At 61.3% G+C, this 15,868-nt stretch carries 10 protein-coding genes; 5 read left to right on the top strand and 5 right to left on the bottom strand.

Going from position 1 to position 15,868, the window contains the following annotated elements:
• From BI343_RS10170 to BI343_RS10150, 5 genes are all read right to left on the bottom strand, one after another.
• The coding region (locus BI343_RS10170; RefSeq protein WP_071109611.1) for a type II secretion system F family protein at positions 1-1,023 on the bottom strand (1,023 nt) is incomplete at its 3' end.
• A 62-nt stretch (positions 1,024-1,085) separates the two neighbouring features.
• Complete coding sequence (gene pilB, locus BI343_RS10165; RefSeq protein ID WP_071109610.1) at positions 1,086-2,792, bottom strand: type IV-A pilus assembly ATPase PilB; 1,707 nt, start codon at positions 2,790-2,792, stop codon at positions 1,086-1,088.
• Between the two features lie 190 nt (positions 2,793-2,982).
• The gene (locus BI343_RS10160; protein WP_071109609.1) at positions 2,983-4,080 is read right to left on the bottom strand and encodes a porin; all 1,098 of its coding nucleotides are present in this window, start codon (positions 4,078-4,080) and stop codon (positions 2,983-2,985) included.
• Positions 4,081-4,469: 389 nt separating this feature from the next.
• Positions 4,470-4,766, bottom strand: coding sequence for a ComEA family DNA-binding protein (locus tag BI343_RS10155; RefSeq protein WP_071109608.1), 297 nt, complete (start codon positions 4,764-4,766; stop codon positions 4,470-4,472).
• 58 nt (positions 4,767-4,824) lie between these two features.
• Positions 4,825-5,646 (bottom strand): cytochrome C assembly family protein, encoded by an 822-nt coding sequence (locus BI343_RS10150; protein WP_043621924.1) that lies wholly within the window; start codon positions 5,644-5,646, stop codon positions 4,825-4,827.
• Positions 5,647-5,759: 113 nt separating this feature from the next.
• On the opposite strand from BI343_RS10150, the gene ffh reads away from it, so the two are divergent.
• From ffh to BI343_RS10125, 5 genes are all read left to right on the top strand, one after another.
• A complete protein-coding gene (ffh, locus tag BI343_RS10145; RefSeq protein ID WP_071109607.1) occupies positions 5,760-7,115 on the top strand; it encodes a signal recognition particle protein in 1,356 nt (451 codons plus the stop codon).
• 281 nt (positions 7,116-7,396) lie between these two features.
• Entirely contained in the window at positions 7,397-8,767 is a 1,371-nt protein-coding gene (purB, locus tag BI343_RS10140) for an adenylosuccinate lyase (protein ID WP_071109606.1), read from the top strand.
• Positions 8,768-9,028: 261 nt separating this feature from the next.
• Positions 9,029-11,188 carry a hypothetical protein gene (locus BI343_RS10135; protein WP_106077647.1) on the top strand — a complete coding sequence of 720 codons (2,160 nt, stop codon included), beginning with the start codon at positions 9,029-9,031 and terminating at the stop codon, positions 11,186-11,188.
• A gap of 307 nt (positions 11,189-11,495) precedes the next feature.
• The gene (locus tag BI343_RS10130; protein WP_071109605.1) at positions 11,496-14,687 is read left to right on the top strand and encodes an efflux RND transporter permease subunit; all 3,192 of its coding nucleotides are present in this window, start codon (positions 11,496-11,498) and stop codon (positions 14,685-14,687) included.
• A 1-nt stretch (position 14,688) separates the two neighbouring features.
• Entirely contained in the window at positions 14,689-15,849 is a 1,161-nt protein-coding gene (locus BI343_RS10125) for an efflux RND transporter periplasmic adaptor subunit (RefSeq protein ID WP_071109604.1), read from the top strand.
• The last annotated feature ends 19 nt before the right edge of the window (positions 15,850-15,868 follow it).

Below are 15,868 nucleotides of genomic sequence, written 5' to 3'. Positions count from 1 at the left end.
GGCGGTCATCTGCAGCACCATATTCGGGAAAAGATCGGTGCGCTGCATGGAAAAGCTGAGGCTGGAGCCGGTGTTGACGTCGGCCTGGATGCGGCGCGTCGCCTCCGCGTATACCTGGTTGCCGGCGGCGCCGCCGACGGAGTCCAGCGCCTCGACCAGCGGCACCCCGGCGGTGAACAGCGTCGACAGCGTGCGCGCCCAGCGCGCGATGGTGGCTTTGCGGATGATGTCGCCGATCACCGGCAACTTCAGCAGGATGCGGTCCATCTGCTCCTGCAGCTTGGGCGTGCGCTTGAACGCATAGAAGAAAGCAAACAGCCCGCCGAAAATGGAACCGAATATCAGCCACCAGAAGCGGATGAACAAATCAGACAGCCAGATCACGAACAGCGTCGGCGCCGGCAGATTGGCGCCAAAACTGGAAAACAGGTCCTTGAACGCCGGAATCACGTAAATCATGATCACCGCCGTGATGACGAAAGCGGTGCCGACGATGGCCGCGGGATAAATCAGCGCCGATTTGATCTTGGACTTGATGGCCATCACCTTTTCCTTGTAGGTGGCCAGTTTGTCCAGCAAAGAATCGAGCACACCGCCGGCTTCGCCCGCGGCGATGATGTTGCAGAACAGCTTGTCGAAATGCAGCGGCCGCTTGCGGAACGCCTCGGCCAGCGAGATACCGGTCTCCACGTCTGCCCGCACCTCCAGCAGCATGCGCGTCACCGCGGGGTTGCTGTGCCCCTTGGCTGCGATGTCGAAAGCCTGCAGCAGCGGCACGCCGGCGCGCATCATGGTGCACAGCTGGCGGGTGAACAGGGTAATGTCTCTTTCCGTGATCTTGCGGCCGAAACCAGCCCGGCGTTTGCGGATTTTCACCACGCTGATGCCCTGGCGGCGCAATTGCATCTTGGCGACGTTTTCCGACTCGGCGCGCAACTCGCCGCGGATGGCTCGGCCGGACTTGTCCTTGCCTTCCCACTCCCAGATATGTCCCGGATTCGTTTTTTTTGTTGTCGTCGCCATCACTCCCAACCTTCCTTGTTCACTTCAGGACCACGCCATGCGCCGTGCCGCTTATCGCCTGCTCAGTCGTTGGTGACCGCTTCGATTTCCGCCAGCGAAGTGACGCCGCGCTTCACCTTCAGCAAGCCAGATTGCCGCAGGTTCAGCATGCCCTCTTTCTTCGCCAGATCGGCGATATCGACCGCCGTGCCGTTCTTCATGATCAAGCGCGTCATGGCGTCGCTGATCGGCATCACTTCATAAATCCCCACCCGCCCCTTGTAGCCGGTGTTACGGCACTCGTCGCAACCGACGGGGCCGTAGGGCTGCCAGCTGCCGTCCAGCTCGGCCTTGGCAAAACCCGCGCGCAGCAAGGCCTCTTCCGGAATCTCCAATGGTTTCTTGCAGTGCGCGCACAGCCGGCGCGCCAGGCGCTGCGCCATGATGAGCAACACCGAGCTGGCGATATTGAACGGCGCCACCCCCATATTCAGCAGACGAGTCAGCGTGGCGGGCGCGTTATTGGTATGCAGCGTGGAAAATACCATATGACCGGTCTGCGCGGCCTTGATGGCGATGTCGGCGGTTTCGAAATCGCGGATTTCGCCCACCATCAGCACATCCGGGTCCTGCCGCAGGAAAGCGCGCAGGGCGGAAGCGAAGGTCAATCCGGCCTTCTCGTTGACATTGACCTGATTGATGCCCGGCAGGTTGATTTCGACCGGGTCCTCCGCGGTGGAAATATTGGTGTCCGGCTTGTTCAGGATATTCAGGCAGGTGTACAGCGAGACCGTCTTGCCGCTGCCGGTCGGCCCAGTCACCAGCACCATGCCGTACGGCCGCTCGATGGTGTCCAGCAGCTGTTGTTTCTGCTCCGGCTCGAAGCCTAATTGTTCAATATCCAACGATGCCGAAGAGGAATCCAGAATCCGCATCACGATCTTTTCGCCGAACAGCGTAGGCAGCGTGCTGACGCGGAAGTCGATGGCGCGCGTCTTGGAAATCACCAGTTTCAACCGGCCATCCTGCGGCACCCGCTTCTCGGAGATGTCGAGCTTGGAGATCACCTTGATGCGCGAGGCGATCTTTTCCTTCAGGATCAGCGGCGGCTGCGCCACCTCCTTCAGCACCCCGTCCACCCGGTAGCGGATGCGATAGTACTTTTCATAAGGCTCGAAGTGGATGTCCGAAGCGCCCACGCCTATGCCGTCCAGCAGCATCTTGTGGATGAACTTGACCACCGGCGCGTCATCCACTTCCATTTGCGGACCGGCCTCGGATGGCGCGTCCGGATCGCCAAATTCCAGATCGCCGAAGTCTTCGCCCTCCAGCTCCTTCAAGGCCGACGCCGGGCTGTCCTGATAACGGCCCACCAGCTTGGACAGCTTGTCGTCCTCCACCACCACGATTTCCACCGTCAAGCCGGTCTTGAAGGTGATCGCATGATAGGCGGAGGTTTGTGTCGGATCGGACGTGCCGATGTACAACTTGTTGCCGCGCTTCAGCAAGGGCAGCAGGCGCCGGCTGGTGATCAGCTCATCGTCCACCAGCCCCTTGGGCAATTGCTCGGTATCCAGCGCCGCCATGTCCAACAGCGGATAACCAAACACGCGGGAAGCAAAAACGGCCACATCGCGGGCGCTCATCTTCTTGCTGAGTATCAGCTGTTCGACAAAGCTGATATGCGAGGCGGCGGCGTGCTTTTGAATCGCCTCCGCATCCTGCTGCAACAGCATATTATGCTGAACCAAGGCCCGTCCGAGGCCGGAAATCCCTGCCGTAGCTTCCATAAGCGAAATGGGTCCAGTTTTGTCGTGTGAGTTTGAAGCCATAGGCCTTGACGCTATTATATGCAAAATATCGCCGCGGCTCAGCGGCAATCCTTCACCGCCATGTCATGGCATCCTGCGGCACTGAATTGCCATGAAAACGAAAAAGGACTGCCGCAGCAGTCCTTTTCTCGCAACAAAGTGAATCGTCTTAGAAGCGGTGGATCAAACCGAGACCGAAGGAGTTCTCATTGTCGGCGCCCGGGAGCTTCCACTTGACATGGCCATACGAAGTGTAAACTTCCGTACGCTTCGAGACCGCATAATCAAGAGACAACACATACTGGTCATAGCCCGAATTATTGACTGTGGAGCCATTGAAATTCGCGTCATACCCCTTGGCGTAAGAGAAGTACGGGGTAAAAGCTCCAAAAGTATAGCCACCAGTCAATGCCAATTCCTTGGTCTTCAGCTTGCTGGTATCAATCACTGCTTGCGACACCCCGCCAGTAATATACGCGGCGTTAATTTTGGTCCCCAAGGCCGAATTGTAGTAGCTACCGAAGCCATAACCTTGAATTTGCTGATAGCCGAATGCCAAGTAAATGTTATTGGCATTATAACCTGCTTCGAGGCGGTGCCAGTCCTTGTTGCTGCCTGCAACGTTGGAAGCATCACCCCAGCTGGCATAGCTGTATTTGCCGAAGTAACCAGCGTTTTCGTAGCTCAAGCCAATGTTGACAAATTGCCTATTGGTACGCGCTCCGTCCAAGCCCACAGCTCGTGTCTCGTCAACTCCCCACAAGGCCATGTAGCTGAAACCATACCAAGTCGGGCTATCGTAACGAACCGCATTATTCACGCGATCATCCAGACGAGTGAACATGCCAAGGCCGCCTACGCTCTGGCCGCTGTAGTACCCCGGGTCGACTTGTTCCATGTCCAGGTTGGGGTAGTTAGACAGGCGGCCCAAACGGATCTGCCCCCAGCCGTCGCCAGCCAAGCCAACAAATGTGTCGCGAGTGCCAAAGCCGGTACTGTTGCTGCCGTCTACATTCACTCGGCTTTCAACCTGCCAGATTGCCTTCAAACCATTGCCCAGATCCTCGTTGCCCTTGAAGCCCAGGCGAGAAGTCCAGTCATTGATTTCAGAGCTGCCTTGTGGATTGCCGTTAGCGTCCTTGGACAAGGTGGAACTATAGGTCTTGTTATATTCATAACCGCCGCGGATTTGGCCGTAGATGGTCACATCCGCCATGGCGGCGGCTGGCAGGGCGGCCAGTGCCAAAGCGATGAGCTTCTTGTTCATTGCAGATCCTTTCAAGTCAGTTGATTTTGTCCTGTTGACTCATCGGCTTAGGCCGCTGGCCCGGACATTTATGTGCCGACGGTATATTCCGTCGGTCGCTGTTGCCAATATAAGACTGGCGTTGCGAAAAAACAAAGATCAACCGATTCAGGGCCTGCAAAATTACCAAAAAAACAACATCATCATCCGCAAACTCTTGATAGGAAAGCCATTCACGTAAGCGCAATGCATCAAGTTGTGCGGTTAAGAAACAACACCCCTACTCTGTTGTGAATTTTTTACAACACAATTCAGCCAGCAGGCGCAGCACCATACATGCAAAAACCGCCAACCGTTGCCGGATGGCGGTTCCCATGCAGGCCGCCGCGCCCGAGGCGCGGACGCCAGAGCTATTTCGCGGCCGGTTTCGCCGCCGGCTTGGCCGCAGGCGCGGCGCCGCCAACCACCAGATCCTTGCGCAGCTTTTCCAGCGTCTTTTCGCCGATGCCGGAGACTTTTTTCAGATCATCCACCGTCTTGAACGGTCCGTTCTTGGTGCGGTAATCGACAATGGCTTTGGCCTTGGCTGGGCCGATGCCGTTCAAGGCCTCCAGCTGCTGCGGCGTGGCGGTATTCAGATTGACGGCCGCCCAGGCGAAATTGCACGACAGCAACAGGCTGGCCAACACAGCAAACCACTTCTTCATGGCGAACTCCTTGATGGAAGGTGTCTTGCAAATGGGTCTCGGTTTTATGACGTGCAGCTTATGCGCGCTGCAGGATCAATTCTAAAACCACTTTGCTGCCCACGTATGCCAGCATCAAGGACAGGAAGCCGGCCAAAGCCCAGCGTATCGCCACTCGGCCGCGCCAGCCTTTCAGGCGCCGGCCTATCAGCAATCCGGCGAAAATCAGCCAAGACAGCACGCCAAACACCGTCTTGTGCGTCAGCGCCGCGGCCTTGCCGAAAACCTCTTCCGAGAACACCACTCCGGTCAGCAAGGTCACCGTCAACAGCAGAAAACCGACGGCGATGACCTGGAACATCATGGTCTCCAACGTCAGCAACGGCGGCAGCTGCTTGGCCAGCAGCGACACCCTGCGGTGATGCAGCGCCCGCTCCAGCAGCAGCATCAGCACGGCGATCAGCGCGCCGATGGCGAACAGGCTGTAGGCCAGCATGGACACCAGGATATGCAGCACGAAGGCCGGATTGGACAGATCGCTGACCATGTGGCGGCCTGGGAAGGCGACGGCGAAAGCCAGCGCGCCCATCGCCAGCGGCATCATGAACAGCTGCAGCCCTTCCACCTTGTAGAAGAAGCTGCAGGTCCAATAGATCAGCAGCATGATCCACACCATCACGCTCAGGGCGTGCCCCACGCCCAGCGACAATCCGCCGCTGACGCTGAGCGGCGTCACCACCACCACGGCCTGCACCAGCAGCAGCACGCCCAGCAGGCTGTGTTCCAGACGCGGATTGCGCGGCCAGCGGGCCACGCCCTTCCAGTTGGCCAGGTAATGCCAGGTGAAGGCGCCATAGGACAGAATCAGAAACAGGGTCAAAACGAGCAGGAGGCTGGTCATATATAAGGTGTGTGATCAAATCCGGGCGCTTACCCGGCGGCTCGTGATAAAATCGACAGTTTGAGAGTCTACACCAAGCTGCCTAATCGTTGGCAGAGAGTAAGGACAGCACCATGCTAGACAACCTGACCAGCCGCCTGTCCGGCGTGATGAAAACCTTGCGCGGCAACGCGCGGCTGACCGAATCGAATATCCAGGACGCGATGCGCGAAGTGCGCATGGCGCTCTTGGAGGCCGACGTGGCCTTGCCCGTCGTCAAAACCTTCATCGCCCAGGTGAAGGAGCGCGCGCTGGGCCAGGACGTGATGGGTAGCCTGACCCCGGGCCAAGCCCTGGTGGGCGTGGTCAACGAAGAGCTCATCAAGCTGATGGGCGAGAAGAACGACGAGCTGAACCTGGCCGCCGTGCCGCCCGCCATCGTGCTGATGGCCGGCCTGCAAGGCGCGGGCAAGACCACCACCGTCGGCAAACTGGCCAAAAGGCTGAAAGAAACCCAGAAGAAGAAGGTGCTGGTGGTATCGGCCGACGTCTACCGTCCCGCCGCCATCGAGCAGCTGAAGCTGCTGGCCTCGCAAGTCGGCGTCGAATGGTTCCCGTCCGATGCGTCGCAAAAGCCGGTTGACATCGCCCGCGCGGCGATCGACCACGCGCGCCGCCACTTCTTCGACGTGCTGCTGGTGGACACCGCCGGCCGCCTCGCCATCGACGAGGCGATGATGGACGAGATCAAGGCGCTGCACGCCGCGATCAATCCGATTGAAACGCTGTTCGTGGTGGACGCGATGCAGGGCCAGGACGCGGTGAACACCGCCAAGGCCTTCAATGAAGCGCTGCCGCTGACCGGCGTCATCCTCACCAAGATGGACGGCGATTCGCGCGGCGGCGCCGCGCTGTCGGTGCGCCACGTCACCGGCAAGCCCATCAAGTTCATCGGCGTAGGCGAAAAAGTCACCGGCATCGAACCGTTCCACCCGGACCGCATCGCCAGCCGCATCTTGGGCATGGGCGACGTGCTGTCCCTGATCGAAGAGGTCCAGAAGGGCATCGATCAGAAGGAAGCCGAGGTGATGGCCAAGAAACTGAAGTCCGGCAAGGGTTTCGACCTGGAGGACTTCAAGGCCCAAATGCAGCAGATGAAGAAGATGGGCGGCATGGCCAATCTGCTGGAAAAGATGCCTGGCCAGTTGGGCCAGATGGCGCAAGGCATCCAGGGCGCGGAGGCGGAGAAATCCATGCGCCGCATCGAGGGCATCATCAACTCGATGACGCCGGCCGAACGCCGCAAGCCGGAGCTGATCAAGGCCAGCCGCAAGCGCCGCATCGCCGCCGGTTCCGGCGTGACGGTGCAGGAAGTGAACCGCCTGCTGAATCAATTCGAGCAGATGCAGAAGATGATGAAGCAGTTCTCGTCCAAGGGCGGGATGATGAAGCTGATGCGAGGCATGAAGGGCATGATGCCCGGCATGTGAGCCAAAACAACGGGCGCCAGTCGCCCGTTTGTTTTGAGATGAAGACAAGCCGCCGGCAAGGCGGCGTCGAAGCGCTACAGTGATGAAGAGCCGATAACAAAATCTCATCGCCCGCCTCAGCCCAGGCGCGTCGACGCGATCAGCACGCGTCGCGCGGCAGCGCACAAGGCAGGATTGAGAGTTTTGTTAGCGGCGCCAAGGGATCGAACCGGCCTCGCCGCCGGAGCCGTTAGTACCGCAACCCGCCGTTGTTTGGCAAACCACGTTTGGAAATACCCCGCATGAATCTGACTACGTTGACCGCTCTGAGCCCGCTGGATGGCCGCTACGCCGGCCAGGTCGAGGCCCTGCGCAACCTGTTCTCCGAATTCGGTTTGATGAAGTGCCGCGTCAAAGTGGAACTGGAATGGCTGAAGATGCTGGCCGCCGAGCCGGGCATCGAGGAAGTCAAACCGTTCTCCGACGCCACCATTCGCGAGATCGACGACGTGATCGCCAACTTCAGCGTCGAGCACGGCGAAGAGGTCAAGGCGATCGAGGTCCGCACCAATCACGACGTCAAGGCCATCGAGTACTGGCTGAAGGAACGTCTGTCCGGCAATCCGGAAGTGATGGCCGCCAGCGAGTTCATCCACTTCGCCTGCACCTCCGAGGACATCAACAACCTCAGCCACGCCCTGATGCTGAAGGCCGCGCGCAACACCGTGCTGCTGCCGACGCTGGACGAGGTGATCCACAAGCTGCAGAAGCTGGCCCACGAACTGGCCGCCGTGCCGATGATGTGCCGCACCCACGGCCAGCCGGCCACGCCGTCCACCATGGGCAAGGAACTGGCCAATGTGGTGTACCGGCTGAAGCGCCAGCGCGAGCAGCTGGTGCATCAGGAAGTCCTGGGCAAGATCAACGGCGCGGTCGGCAACTATAACGCCCACCTGGCGGCCTACCCGGACATCGATTGGGAAAGCCTGTGCGGCCGCTTCGTCACCGGTCTGGGCCTGACGTTCAATCCGTACACCATCCAGATCGAGCCGCACGATTACATGGCCGAGCTGTACCAGGTGATGAGCCGCATCAACACCATCCTGATCGACCTGAACCGCGACGTGTGGGGCTACATCTCCCTGGGCTACTTCAAACAGAAGGTGAAGAAGGACGAAGTGGGCAGCTCCACCATGCCGCACAAGGTCAACCCGATCGACTTCGAGAACGCCGAAGGCAATCTGGGCATGGCCAACGCCATCATGGGCCATCTGGCGGAAAAACTGCCGGTATCGCGCTGGCAGCGCGACCTGACCGACTCCACCGTGCTGCGCAATATGGGCGTGGGCTTCGGCTACACCCTGCTCGGCCTGAAGTCCTGCCTGAAGGGCCTGAACAAGCTGGAGATCAATCCGGCGCAGATCGCCGCCGAACTGGACGCCTCGTGGGAACTGCTGGCCGAGCCGGTGCAAACCGTCATGCGCCGCTACGGCATCGCCAATCCGTACGAGCAACTGAAAGAGCTGACCCGCGGCAAGGGCGGCATCACCCGCGAAACGCTGCATGCCTTCATCAAGAGCCTGGAGCTGCCGGAAACGGTCAAGGCCAGCCTGCTGGAACTGACGCCTGGCAACTATCTGGGCAAGGCCGAAGAACTGGCGCGCCGCGTCTGATCCGGCCGATTGATCCGTCCTGCACGCCGCCCCTTGGGGCGGCGTTTTGCATTTCACCCGATCTTTATCGCCAAATTTGCGGCAACTTCGCCGCAAAAGCCATGCCGCTGTCGCATGCCAAGCAGAATTTAGTGGTCAAAAAGCCGTTTGCCCACGACAATGGAGTGTGAATAAGACCAGAATATCAGCTGCTGCAAATTGGAAACGCGGTGCTGTTCCCGCGAGACCGCCCGGACAAGGGTAAACCTTGAATGAGAATGGATGATCATGCAATCAATGTACGACCAATCCTCGAATCCCCCGGCAAGCGATGACGAAGTCGCCGCCATCCCGCAGCCTTCGTCCCCCCGCCCGCTGCTGCAACTGAACGAGCGCGCCCAGTCGGGGCTGTACCAATACTTCATCGAGCACGACACCAATCGCATCCTGCAGCATCTGGACACGCTGCGCGGCATGGCGTTCGCCCGCGAGATCGAAGACGACGAAGGCGCCCATGTGGAGCGTCCGTTCCCGTCGGTCTGCCTGATCGGCCTGGGCCGATGCGGCTCCAATATCGCGCTGGACGTGGCGACGCTGGTCTACAACGCCCGCCGCTTCTACATGAATGAATTCTCCGGCGACGAAAAAACCCCGCCGGAGCAGGAACAGCGCCCGCGCAAATGGATACGCCGCAATCTGCTGTCGCAGCACAAGACCGCCAAGCCGGCCTTCCTGATCGAACCCATGGTGATGCTGGGCGACCTGGACAAGGACATCAAGGGCCGCATCCGCTTCTCTCGCCGCGGCGAACAGAGCGATTTCTTCAGCAATTACAACAAGATGAAGATCATGGACCTGGCCGAGGTCCATGCCGGCGGCGCAGGCAACGCGCCCATCCTGGGCCAGTATCTGGCCAAGATCATCCTGAACAAGGACACGGTCAGCTTTTCCGACCCGGAATGGGCGCTGATCCACTCCTACCTGATGGACTCCTGCGGCATCAAGGCCAACCAGTCGCGGCTGTACTTCTACATATTCAGCGCCGGCGGCGGCACCGGCTCCGGCATGGCGTCCGAATTCGGCCTGGCTCAGCAGTACGCCTACATGAGCAAGACCTTCGAAACCCGCAACGACGACAAGCCCGGCCAGGTAGACGATTACGGCTTCGTGTTCGAGCCCATCTTCACCAGCGGCATCTGCATTCTGCCGAATATCTCCGGCCAGCATGCCGAAGGCTCCGAGGCGCTGCACATCAACGCCGGCCGCCTGCTGTGCAAATACCTGGCTGAGGAGTGGGATTTTTCCTACAACTTCGTCAACGAGGAAGCCGGCGCCGAAAGCGTGATGCGCCGCATCCGGCCGTGGAACGCGATGATGCTGATCTCCAACGACATCATGCGCTACGCCGAAGAGAGCGAAGGCGGCAATATCGAGCACCTCGACGTCAACGCGATGGAGCGCCACGCCAACCAGTACATCTCGCAGCAGATCTTCAACATCCTGACCGCGCAGGCCGTCACCAGCGATTACGACGAGAACTACTTCCTGCGCGCCGGCATCGACATGGGCGAGACGATACGGCTGGACGCCAACGACCTGTTCATGAGCCTGGCCGGTCCGGTCGCGGTGGCTTACGCCGAGTCTGTCGTCAGCGATCCGCTGGGTTCGGACGGCTTCGTCAACAAGCTCGACATCGACGACCTGTTCTTCCGCTCCATCGACCTGCCCCACTTCAACCAACAGACGCAGGCGATCGAGGGCATCAGCCTGCTGCCGATCGAATGCGAAAGCTATCGGGCGGCGCTGGAAGAGTACAAGCAGTCCGGCTACGCGGCGGAAAAGCTGAACCAGCTGTTCTTCTTCCAGAACTGCTCGTCGGTGGTGGCCATCCTGTCGCTGCCCAAGGGCTACAAGCTGTCCTACCTGGATCTGAACCGGCTGAAGCGCCACCTGAACGACCTGTTCCCCAGCACCACGCTGAAGCGCTACGCGCTGGTGATCGGCGCCTCCACCAACCTGTCCTTGACCACCCTGGTGGCCAAGAGCCCGTGCTTGAGCGATGACTTCCTGACGCTGATCGTCGCCTACATCAAGCGCTGCTTCGCCCATGGCAACCACCGCTTCGACGACAGCCTGGACAATGTCATACTGGATCTGATCACCTCGGACACTTTCGACGAGACGCTGCTGGAAAAGCTGCTGAACGATTACGAGAACCCGGCCAAAATCCTGGACACCAACTGGTTCGCCATCAAGCCGATGTACGAGAAGAAGTACCGCGAGCTGATCCGCGACAACAAGAAGTTCGTGTCGATCAACGACATCCGGCTGACCCGCGAGCATGTGCAAAAAGCGGTGTGCTACCTGCGCGAGATCTACCGCCATCGCATCGGCAAAACGCGCGTCGTTTCGCTCAACCGCTACGCTCGCAAAAAGTCTTGACGCATCAAGCCATCCTCAAACAGCCCTCCCATCCGGAGGGCTGTTTTCATTGCGTTGATGCGCGCTAGAACTTTTTTCCACGCCTGACGCCGGCCCGGTCAACGGTACGACCCCTTGACCAGTTAATGCAGTTTGGATGATGGGTTCCGCCGGCCTCGCCGGCAGCAAACCTTAACAAAAACCGCAAGGCATCGCCGTGCAATCCCGCCACAGAACATCCCAAACCTGGCATAAGCTGCAAAGACGGCGCGCATCATGGCGTGCCCGCCGCGACCGCGCGCCAACCTAGCGAGGCAAGCCGTACCCTATGTGGATTGTCGAAACGGCCCTGAAACGGCCCTATACCTTCATCGTGATGGCCATCGTCATCCTGCTGGCCACCCCGCTGGCCATCATGCGCACGCCCGTCGACGTGCTGCCGGAGATCGACATCCCGGTGATCAGCGTGATCTGGGGCTATGGCGGCCTGGCGCCGCAGCAGATGGCCGACCGCATCACCCAGACCCACGAACGCGTGCTGACCACCACAGTCAACGACATCGAGCACATCGAGTCGCAGTCGCTGGCCGGCATCGCCATCATCAAGATCTTCTTCCAGCCGGGCGTCAACATCCAGACTGCCATCGCCCAGGTGGTGTCGGTTTCGCAGGCGGTGGTGAAGCAGATGCCGCCGGGCGCCACGCCGCCCTTGATCATCAAGTACACCGCGTCCAGCGTGCCGGTGATCCAGGTTGGCCTGTCCAGCAAAACGCTGTCGGAACAGGAGGTGTTCGACACCGCCATCAACACCATGCGGCCGCAGCTTGTGACGATACCGGGCATCGCCATCACCTACCCCTACGGCGGCAAGATACGCCTGCTGTCGGTGGATCTGGACAGCCGCGCCATCGCCGCCCATGGCCTGACGCCGACCGACGTGGTCAACGCGGTCAACGCGCAGAACCTGGCGCTGCCTTCCGGCACCGCCAAGATAGGCGGCACCGAATACGATGTGGAGCTGAACGGTTCTCCGGACACCATCGCCGGCCTCAACGACATCCCGGTGAAAACCGCCGACGGCGCGACGGTATTCCTGCGCGAGGTGGCGCACGTGCGCGACGGCTTCTCGCCGCAAACCAATATCGTCAAGCAGAACGGCCAGCACGGCCTGATGATGTCGATCTACAAAAACGGCGGCGCCTCCACGCTGGACGTAGTGAACCACCTGAAGGAAAAGCTGCCGGGCCTGCTGCCCTTGCTGCCTAAGGACCTGCGCGTCGGCCTGCTGGCCGACCAGTCCATTTTCGTGAAAACCGCCGTGCAAGGCGTGATCCATGAGGCCCTGGTGGCAGCGCTGCTGACCGCGGCGATGCTGCTGCTGTTCCTCGGCAACTGGCGCACCACCTCCATCATCGCCGTCTCCATTCCGCTGTCCATTTTCTCGTCCATCGTCGCGCTGCACATGATAGGCGAGACCATCAATGTGATGACGCTGGGCGGCCTGGCGCTGGCGGTGGGCATCCTGGTGGACGACGCCACGGTGACGATAGAAAACATCGAACGCCACCTGCACATGGGCTCGCCGCTGTACACCGCCATCCTGGACGGCGCCGGCGAGATCGCCATCCCGGCCTTCGTCTCCACGCTGTGCATCTGCATCGTGTTCGTGCCGATGTTCTTCCTGGAAGGCGTGGCGCGCTATCTGTTCGTGCCGATGGCCGAGGCCGTGGTGTTCGCGATGCTGGCCTCCTACGTGCTGTCGCGAACCTTGGTGCCGACGCTGGCCCTGCTGCTGATGGGACACCCGCATCGCCAGGGTCGCATCGCGGCGGCCATCCACCGCGTGCATGAGCGCTTCAACGCGCGCTTCGAGCGGCTGCGCGAGGTCTATGCGCATCTGCTCAGCCACTTGCTGACCCGCCGCAAGGCCTTCATCGCCGTCTTCCTGGGTTTCTGCCTGGCCTCATGTGGACTGTATTTGCTGCTGGGCCGCGATCTGTTCCCGGAAGTGGACACCGGCCAGATCAAGCTGCACGTGCGCGCGCCCACCGGCATGCGCATCGAGGACACCGCGGCGCTGGCAGATCAGGTGGACGCGGAGATCCGCAAGGTCATCCCGCCGCAGGACCTAGACTCCATCATCGACAACATCGGCCTGCCGTATAGCGGCATCAACCTGTCGTACAGCAATTCCGGCACCATAGGCACGCTGGACTCCGATGTGCTGATCTCGCTGAAGCCCGATCACAAGCCCAGCGCGGACTACATCGCCGCCCTCCCCAAGCGGCTGGAAAGCCGCTTCCCCGGCGTGGAGTTTTTCTTCCAGCCGGCAGACATCATCACCCAGATCCTGAACTTCGGCGCCCCCGCGCCCATCGATGTGCAGATTTTCGGCAAGGATCTGACGCAAAACGCCGCCTACGCCGGCCGGCTGCTGCGCCGCATCCAGGCGATACCCGGCGCCGCCGACGCGCATGTCCACCAAAGGCTGGATGCGCCAGCCATCCAGTTGACCATGGACCGGCCGCGGATGCAGGGCATGGGCATCGCGCCGCTGGACGTCGCCCAGAACTTGCTGCTGCCCTTGTCCGGCAGCCAGCAGACGCAACCGGCGTTCTGGCTGAATCCCAACAATCACATCGTCTACAACCTCCAAGCGCAGACCCCGCAATACCGCATCGACTCGTTAGACCAGCTGCTGAAGCTGCCGGTCAACTCGCCGGGCAGCCATGGCATGGGCGCCCAGACCCTGGCCAATCTGGTGCGCGCCTCGCCGGGCCGCACCCCCGCCATCGTCACCCGCTACAACATCCTGCCGTCGGTCGACGTCTACGCCAGCGCGCGCGGCCGCGATCTGGGCTCGGTGGCCGCGGATATCCAGAAGGCCATCAATGAAGAACAGGCCCAGTTGCCCAAAGGCAGCCATGTCGGCATGCGCGGCCAGGTGGAGACCATGCGCTCTTCCTACCTGGGCCTGGGCGTCGGCATTCTCGGCGCCATCGTGCTGGTCTACCTGCTGATCGTGGTGAATTTCCAGTCCTGGCTGGACCCTTTCATCATCATCAGCGCTCTCCCTGCCGCGCTGGCCGGCATCGCCTGGATGCTGATCGTCACCGGCACCAATCTTTCGGTACCGGCGCTGACCGGCGCCATCATGACCATGGGCGTGGCCACCGCCAACAGCATTCTGGTTGTGGCTTTCGCGCGCCAGCGCATGCGGGAAGGGCTGCCGCCGCTGTCCGCTGCGCTGGAAGCCGGCGCCACCCGGCTGCGCCCGGTGCTGATGACGGCGCTGGCCATGATCATCGGCATGATTCCGATGGCCATCGGCATCGGCGAAGGCTCCGAGCAGAATGCCCCGCTCGGCCGCGCCGTGATCGGCGGTCTGATGTTCGCCACCGTGTCCACGCTGCTGTTCGTGCCGGTGGTGTTCGCCTCCTTCCACCGCTATCTGGAAAAACGCAAACAAGGCGCGACTGGCGCGGCCGACAACGCCGCCCCTTCCGCACAGGACGCATGACATGACAGAGCCACGCCACAACCATCAGGGCCTGCCCGAACTCCATCTGCACCACGCCCGCCGCGGCGCGGTAGCGCGCAAGGCGCGCATCGCCGCCGTCATTGCGATTGGCCTGCTGCTGGCGGGGCTGGGCCGCACGCTGCTGGCGCGCCACGCCAATGCCGAAGCGCTGGCCAAGGAGGCCGAACGCCACGCGGTGCTCACCGTCAGCGTCGTCACCCCCGCCCGAAGCCGCGGCGACGCCAAGCTGACGCTGCCCGCCACGTTGCAAGGCATCGCCGAGGCGCAGATCTACGCCCGCGCCAGCGGCTACATCAAGCGCTGGCACAAAGACATCGGCCAGCCAGTGAAAAAAGGCGAGCTGCTGGCGGAACTGGACATCCCGGACGTGGACAAGCAAGCGCAGCAAGCCCAGGCCAACTTCGCGCTGGCGAAAACCGCCTACCTGCGCTGGAAGACGCTGCGCGCCCAGGACGCGGTGTCGCAGCAAGAGTTCGACGAGAAGGAAAGCGCCTACAAGCAGGCCGACGCCGAACGGAAACGGCTGCGCGACCTGCAAGACTTCGCCCGCGTCGCCGCGCCATTCGACGGCATCGTCACCCGCCGCAACATCGACACCGGCAGCCTGGTCAATGCCGGCAACGGCGGCGTGCCGCAGGCTCTGTTCGCCGTCGCCCAGATCGACAAGCTGCACCTGTACGCCTACGTGCCGCAAGCCAATGCCGCCGCCATCCGCGTAGGCCAGACCGTGGACATCGCGCGCCAAGAAGCGCCAGGCCAGCCGATCAAAGGCAAGGTGGCGCGCACCGCCGGGGCCATCGACCCCGCCACCCGCACCCTGCAAGTGGAAGTGATGGTGGCCAATGCCGACCACGGCCTGCTGCCAGGCCAATACGTGGATGCCACCTTCCGCCTGCCCAAGGGCGACGCGCTGACGCTGCCCGCCAATACGCTGCAGTTCAACGCCAAGGGCAGCCGCGTGGCGGTGGTCGGGCCGGACAACAAAGTCCACCTTCAGCCCGTGGCGGTGGGCACCGACTACGGCCATGAGGTGGAAATCCGCACCGGGCTGAAACCCGACGACAAGGTGATCATCAATCCGCCAGACTCGATCAATGACGGCCAGCCGGTGACCATCGCCGCCCCCTTGAAGGAGGAATAGGGCCATGCGCACGCGGCCT

The organism is Chromobacterium amazonense, from assembly GCF_001855565.1.
In the GTDB taxonomy this organism is placed as follows: domain Bacteria; phylum Pseudomonadota; class Gammaproteobacteria; order Burkholderiales; family Chromobacteriaceae; genus Chromobacterium; species Chromobacterium amazonense.
The sequence above is the reverse complement of the archived record's forward strand: the minus strand, read 5'-3'. Positions and strand labels throughout refer to the sequence as shown.

Bases quoted from the DNA above. Each gene is read 5' to 3' on its own strand.
- pilB (WP_071109610.1), bottom strand. From the start codon at position 2,792: ATGGAAGCTACGGCAGGGATTTCCGGCCTCGGACGGGCCTTGGTTCAG.
- BI343_RS10160 (WP_071109609.1), bottom strand. From the start codon at position 4,080: ATGAACAAGAAGCTCATCGCTTTGGCACTGGCCGCCCTGCCAGCCGCC.
- BI343_RS10155 (WP_071109608.1), bottom strand. From the start codon at position 4,766: ATGAAGAAGTGGTTTGCTGTGTTGGCCAGCCTGTTGCTGTCGTGCAAT.
- BI343_RS10150 (WP_043621924.1), bottom strand. From the start codon at position 5,646: ATGACCAGCCTCCTGCTCGTTTTGACCCTGTTTCTGATTCTGTCCTAT.
- ffh (WP_071109607.1), top strand. From the start codon at position 5,760: ATGCTAGACAACCTGACCAGCCGCCTGTCCGGCGTGATGAAAACCTTG.
- purB (WP_071109606.1), top strand. From the start codon at position 7,397: ATGAATCTGACTACGTTGACCGCTCTGAGCCCGCTGGATGGCCGCTAC.
- BI343_RS10135 (WP_106077647.1), top strand. From the start codon at position 9,029: ATGATCATGCAATCAATGTACGACCAATCCTCGAATCCCCCGGCAAGC.
- BI343_RS10130 (WP_071109605.1), top strand. From the start codon at position 11,496: ATGTGGATTGTCGAAACGGCCCTGAAACGGCCCTATACCTTCATCGTG.
- BI343_RS10125 (WP_071109604.1), top strand. From the start codon at position 14,689: ATGACAGAGCCACGCCACAACCATCAGGGCCTGCCCGAACTCCATCTG.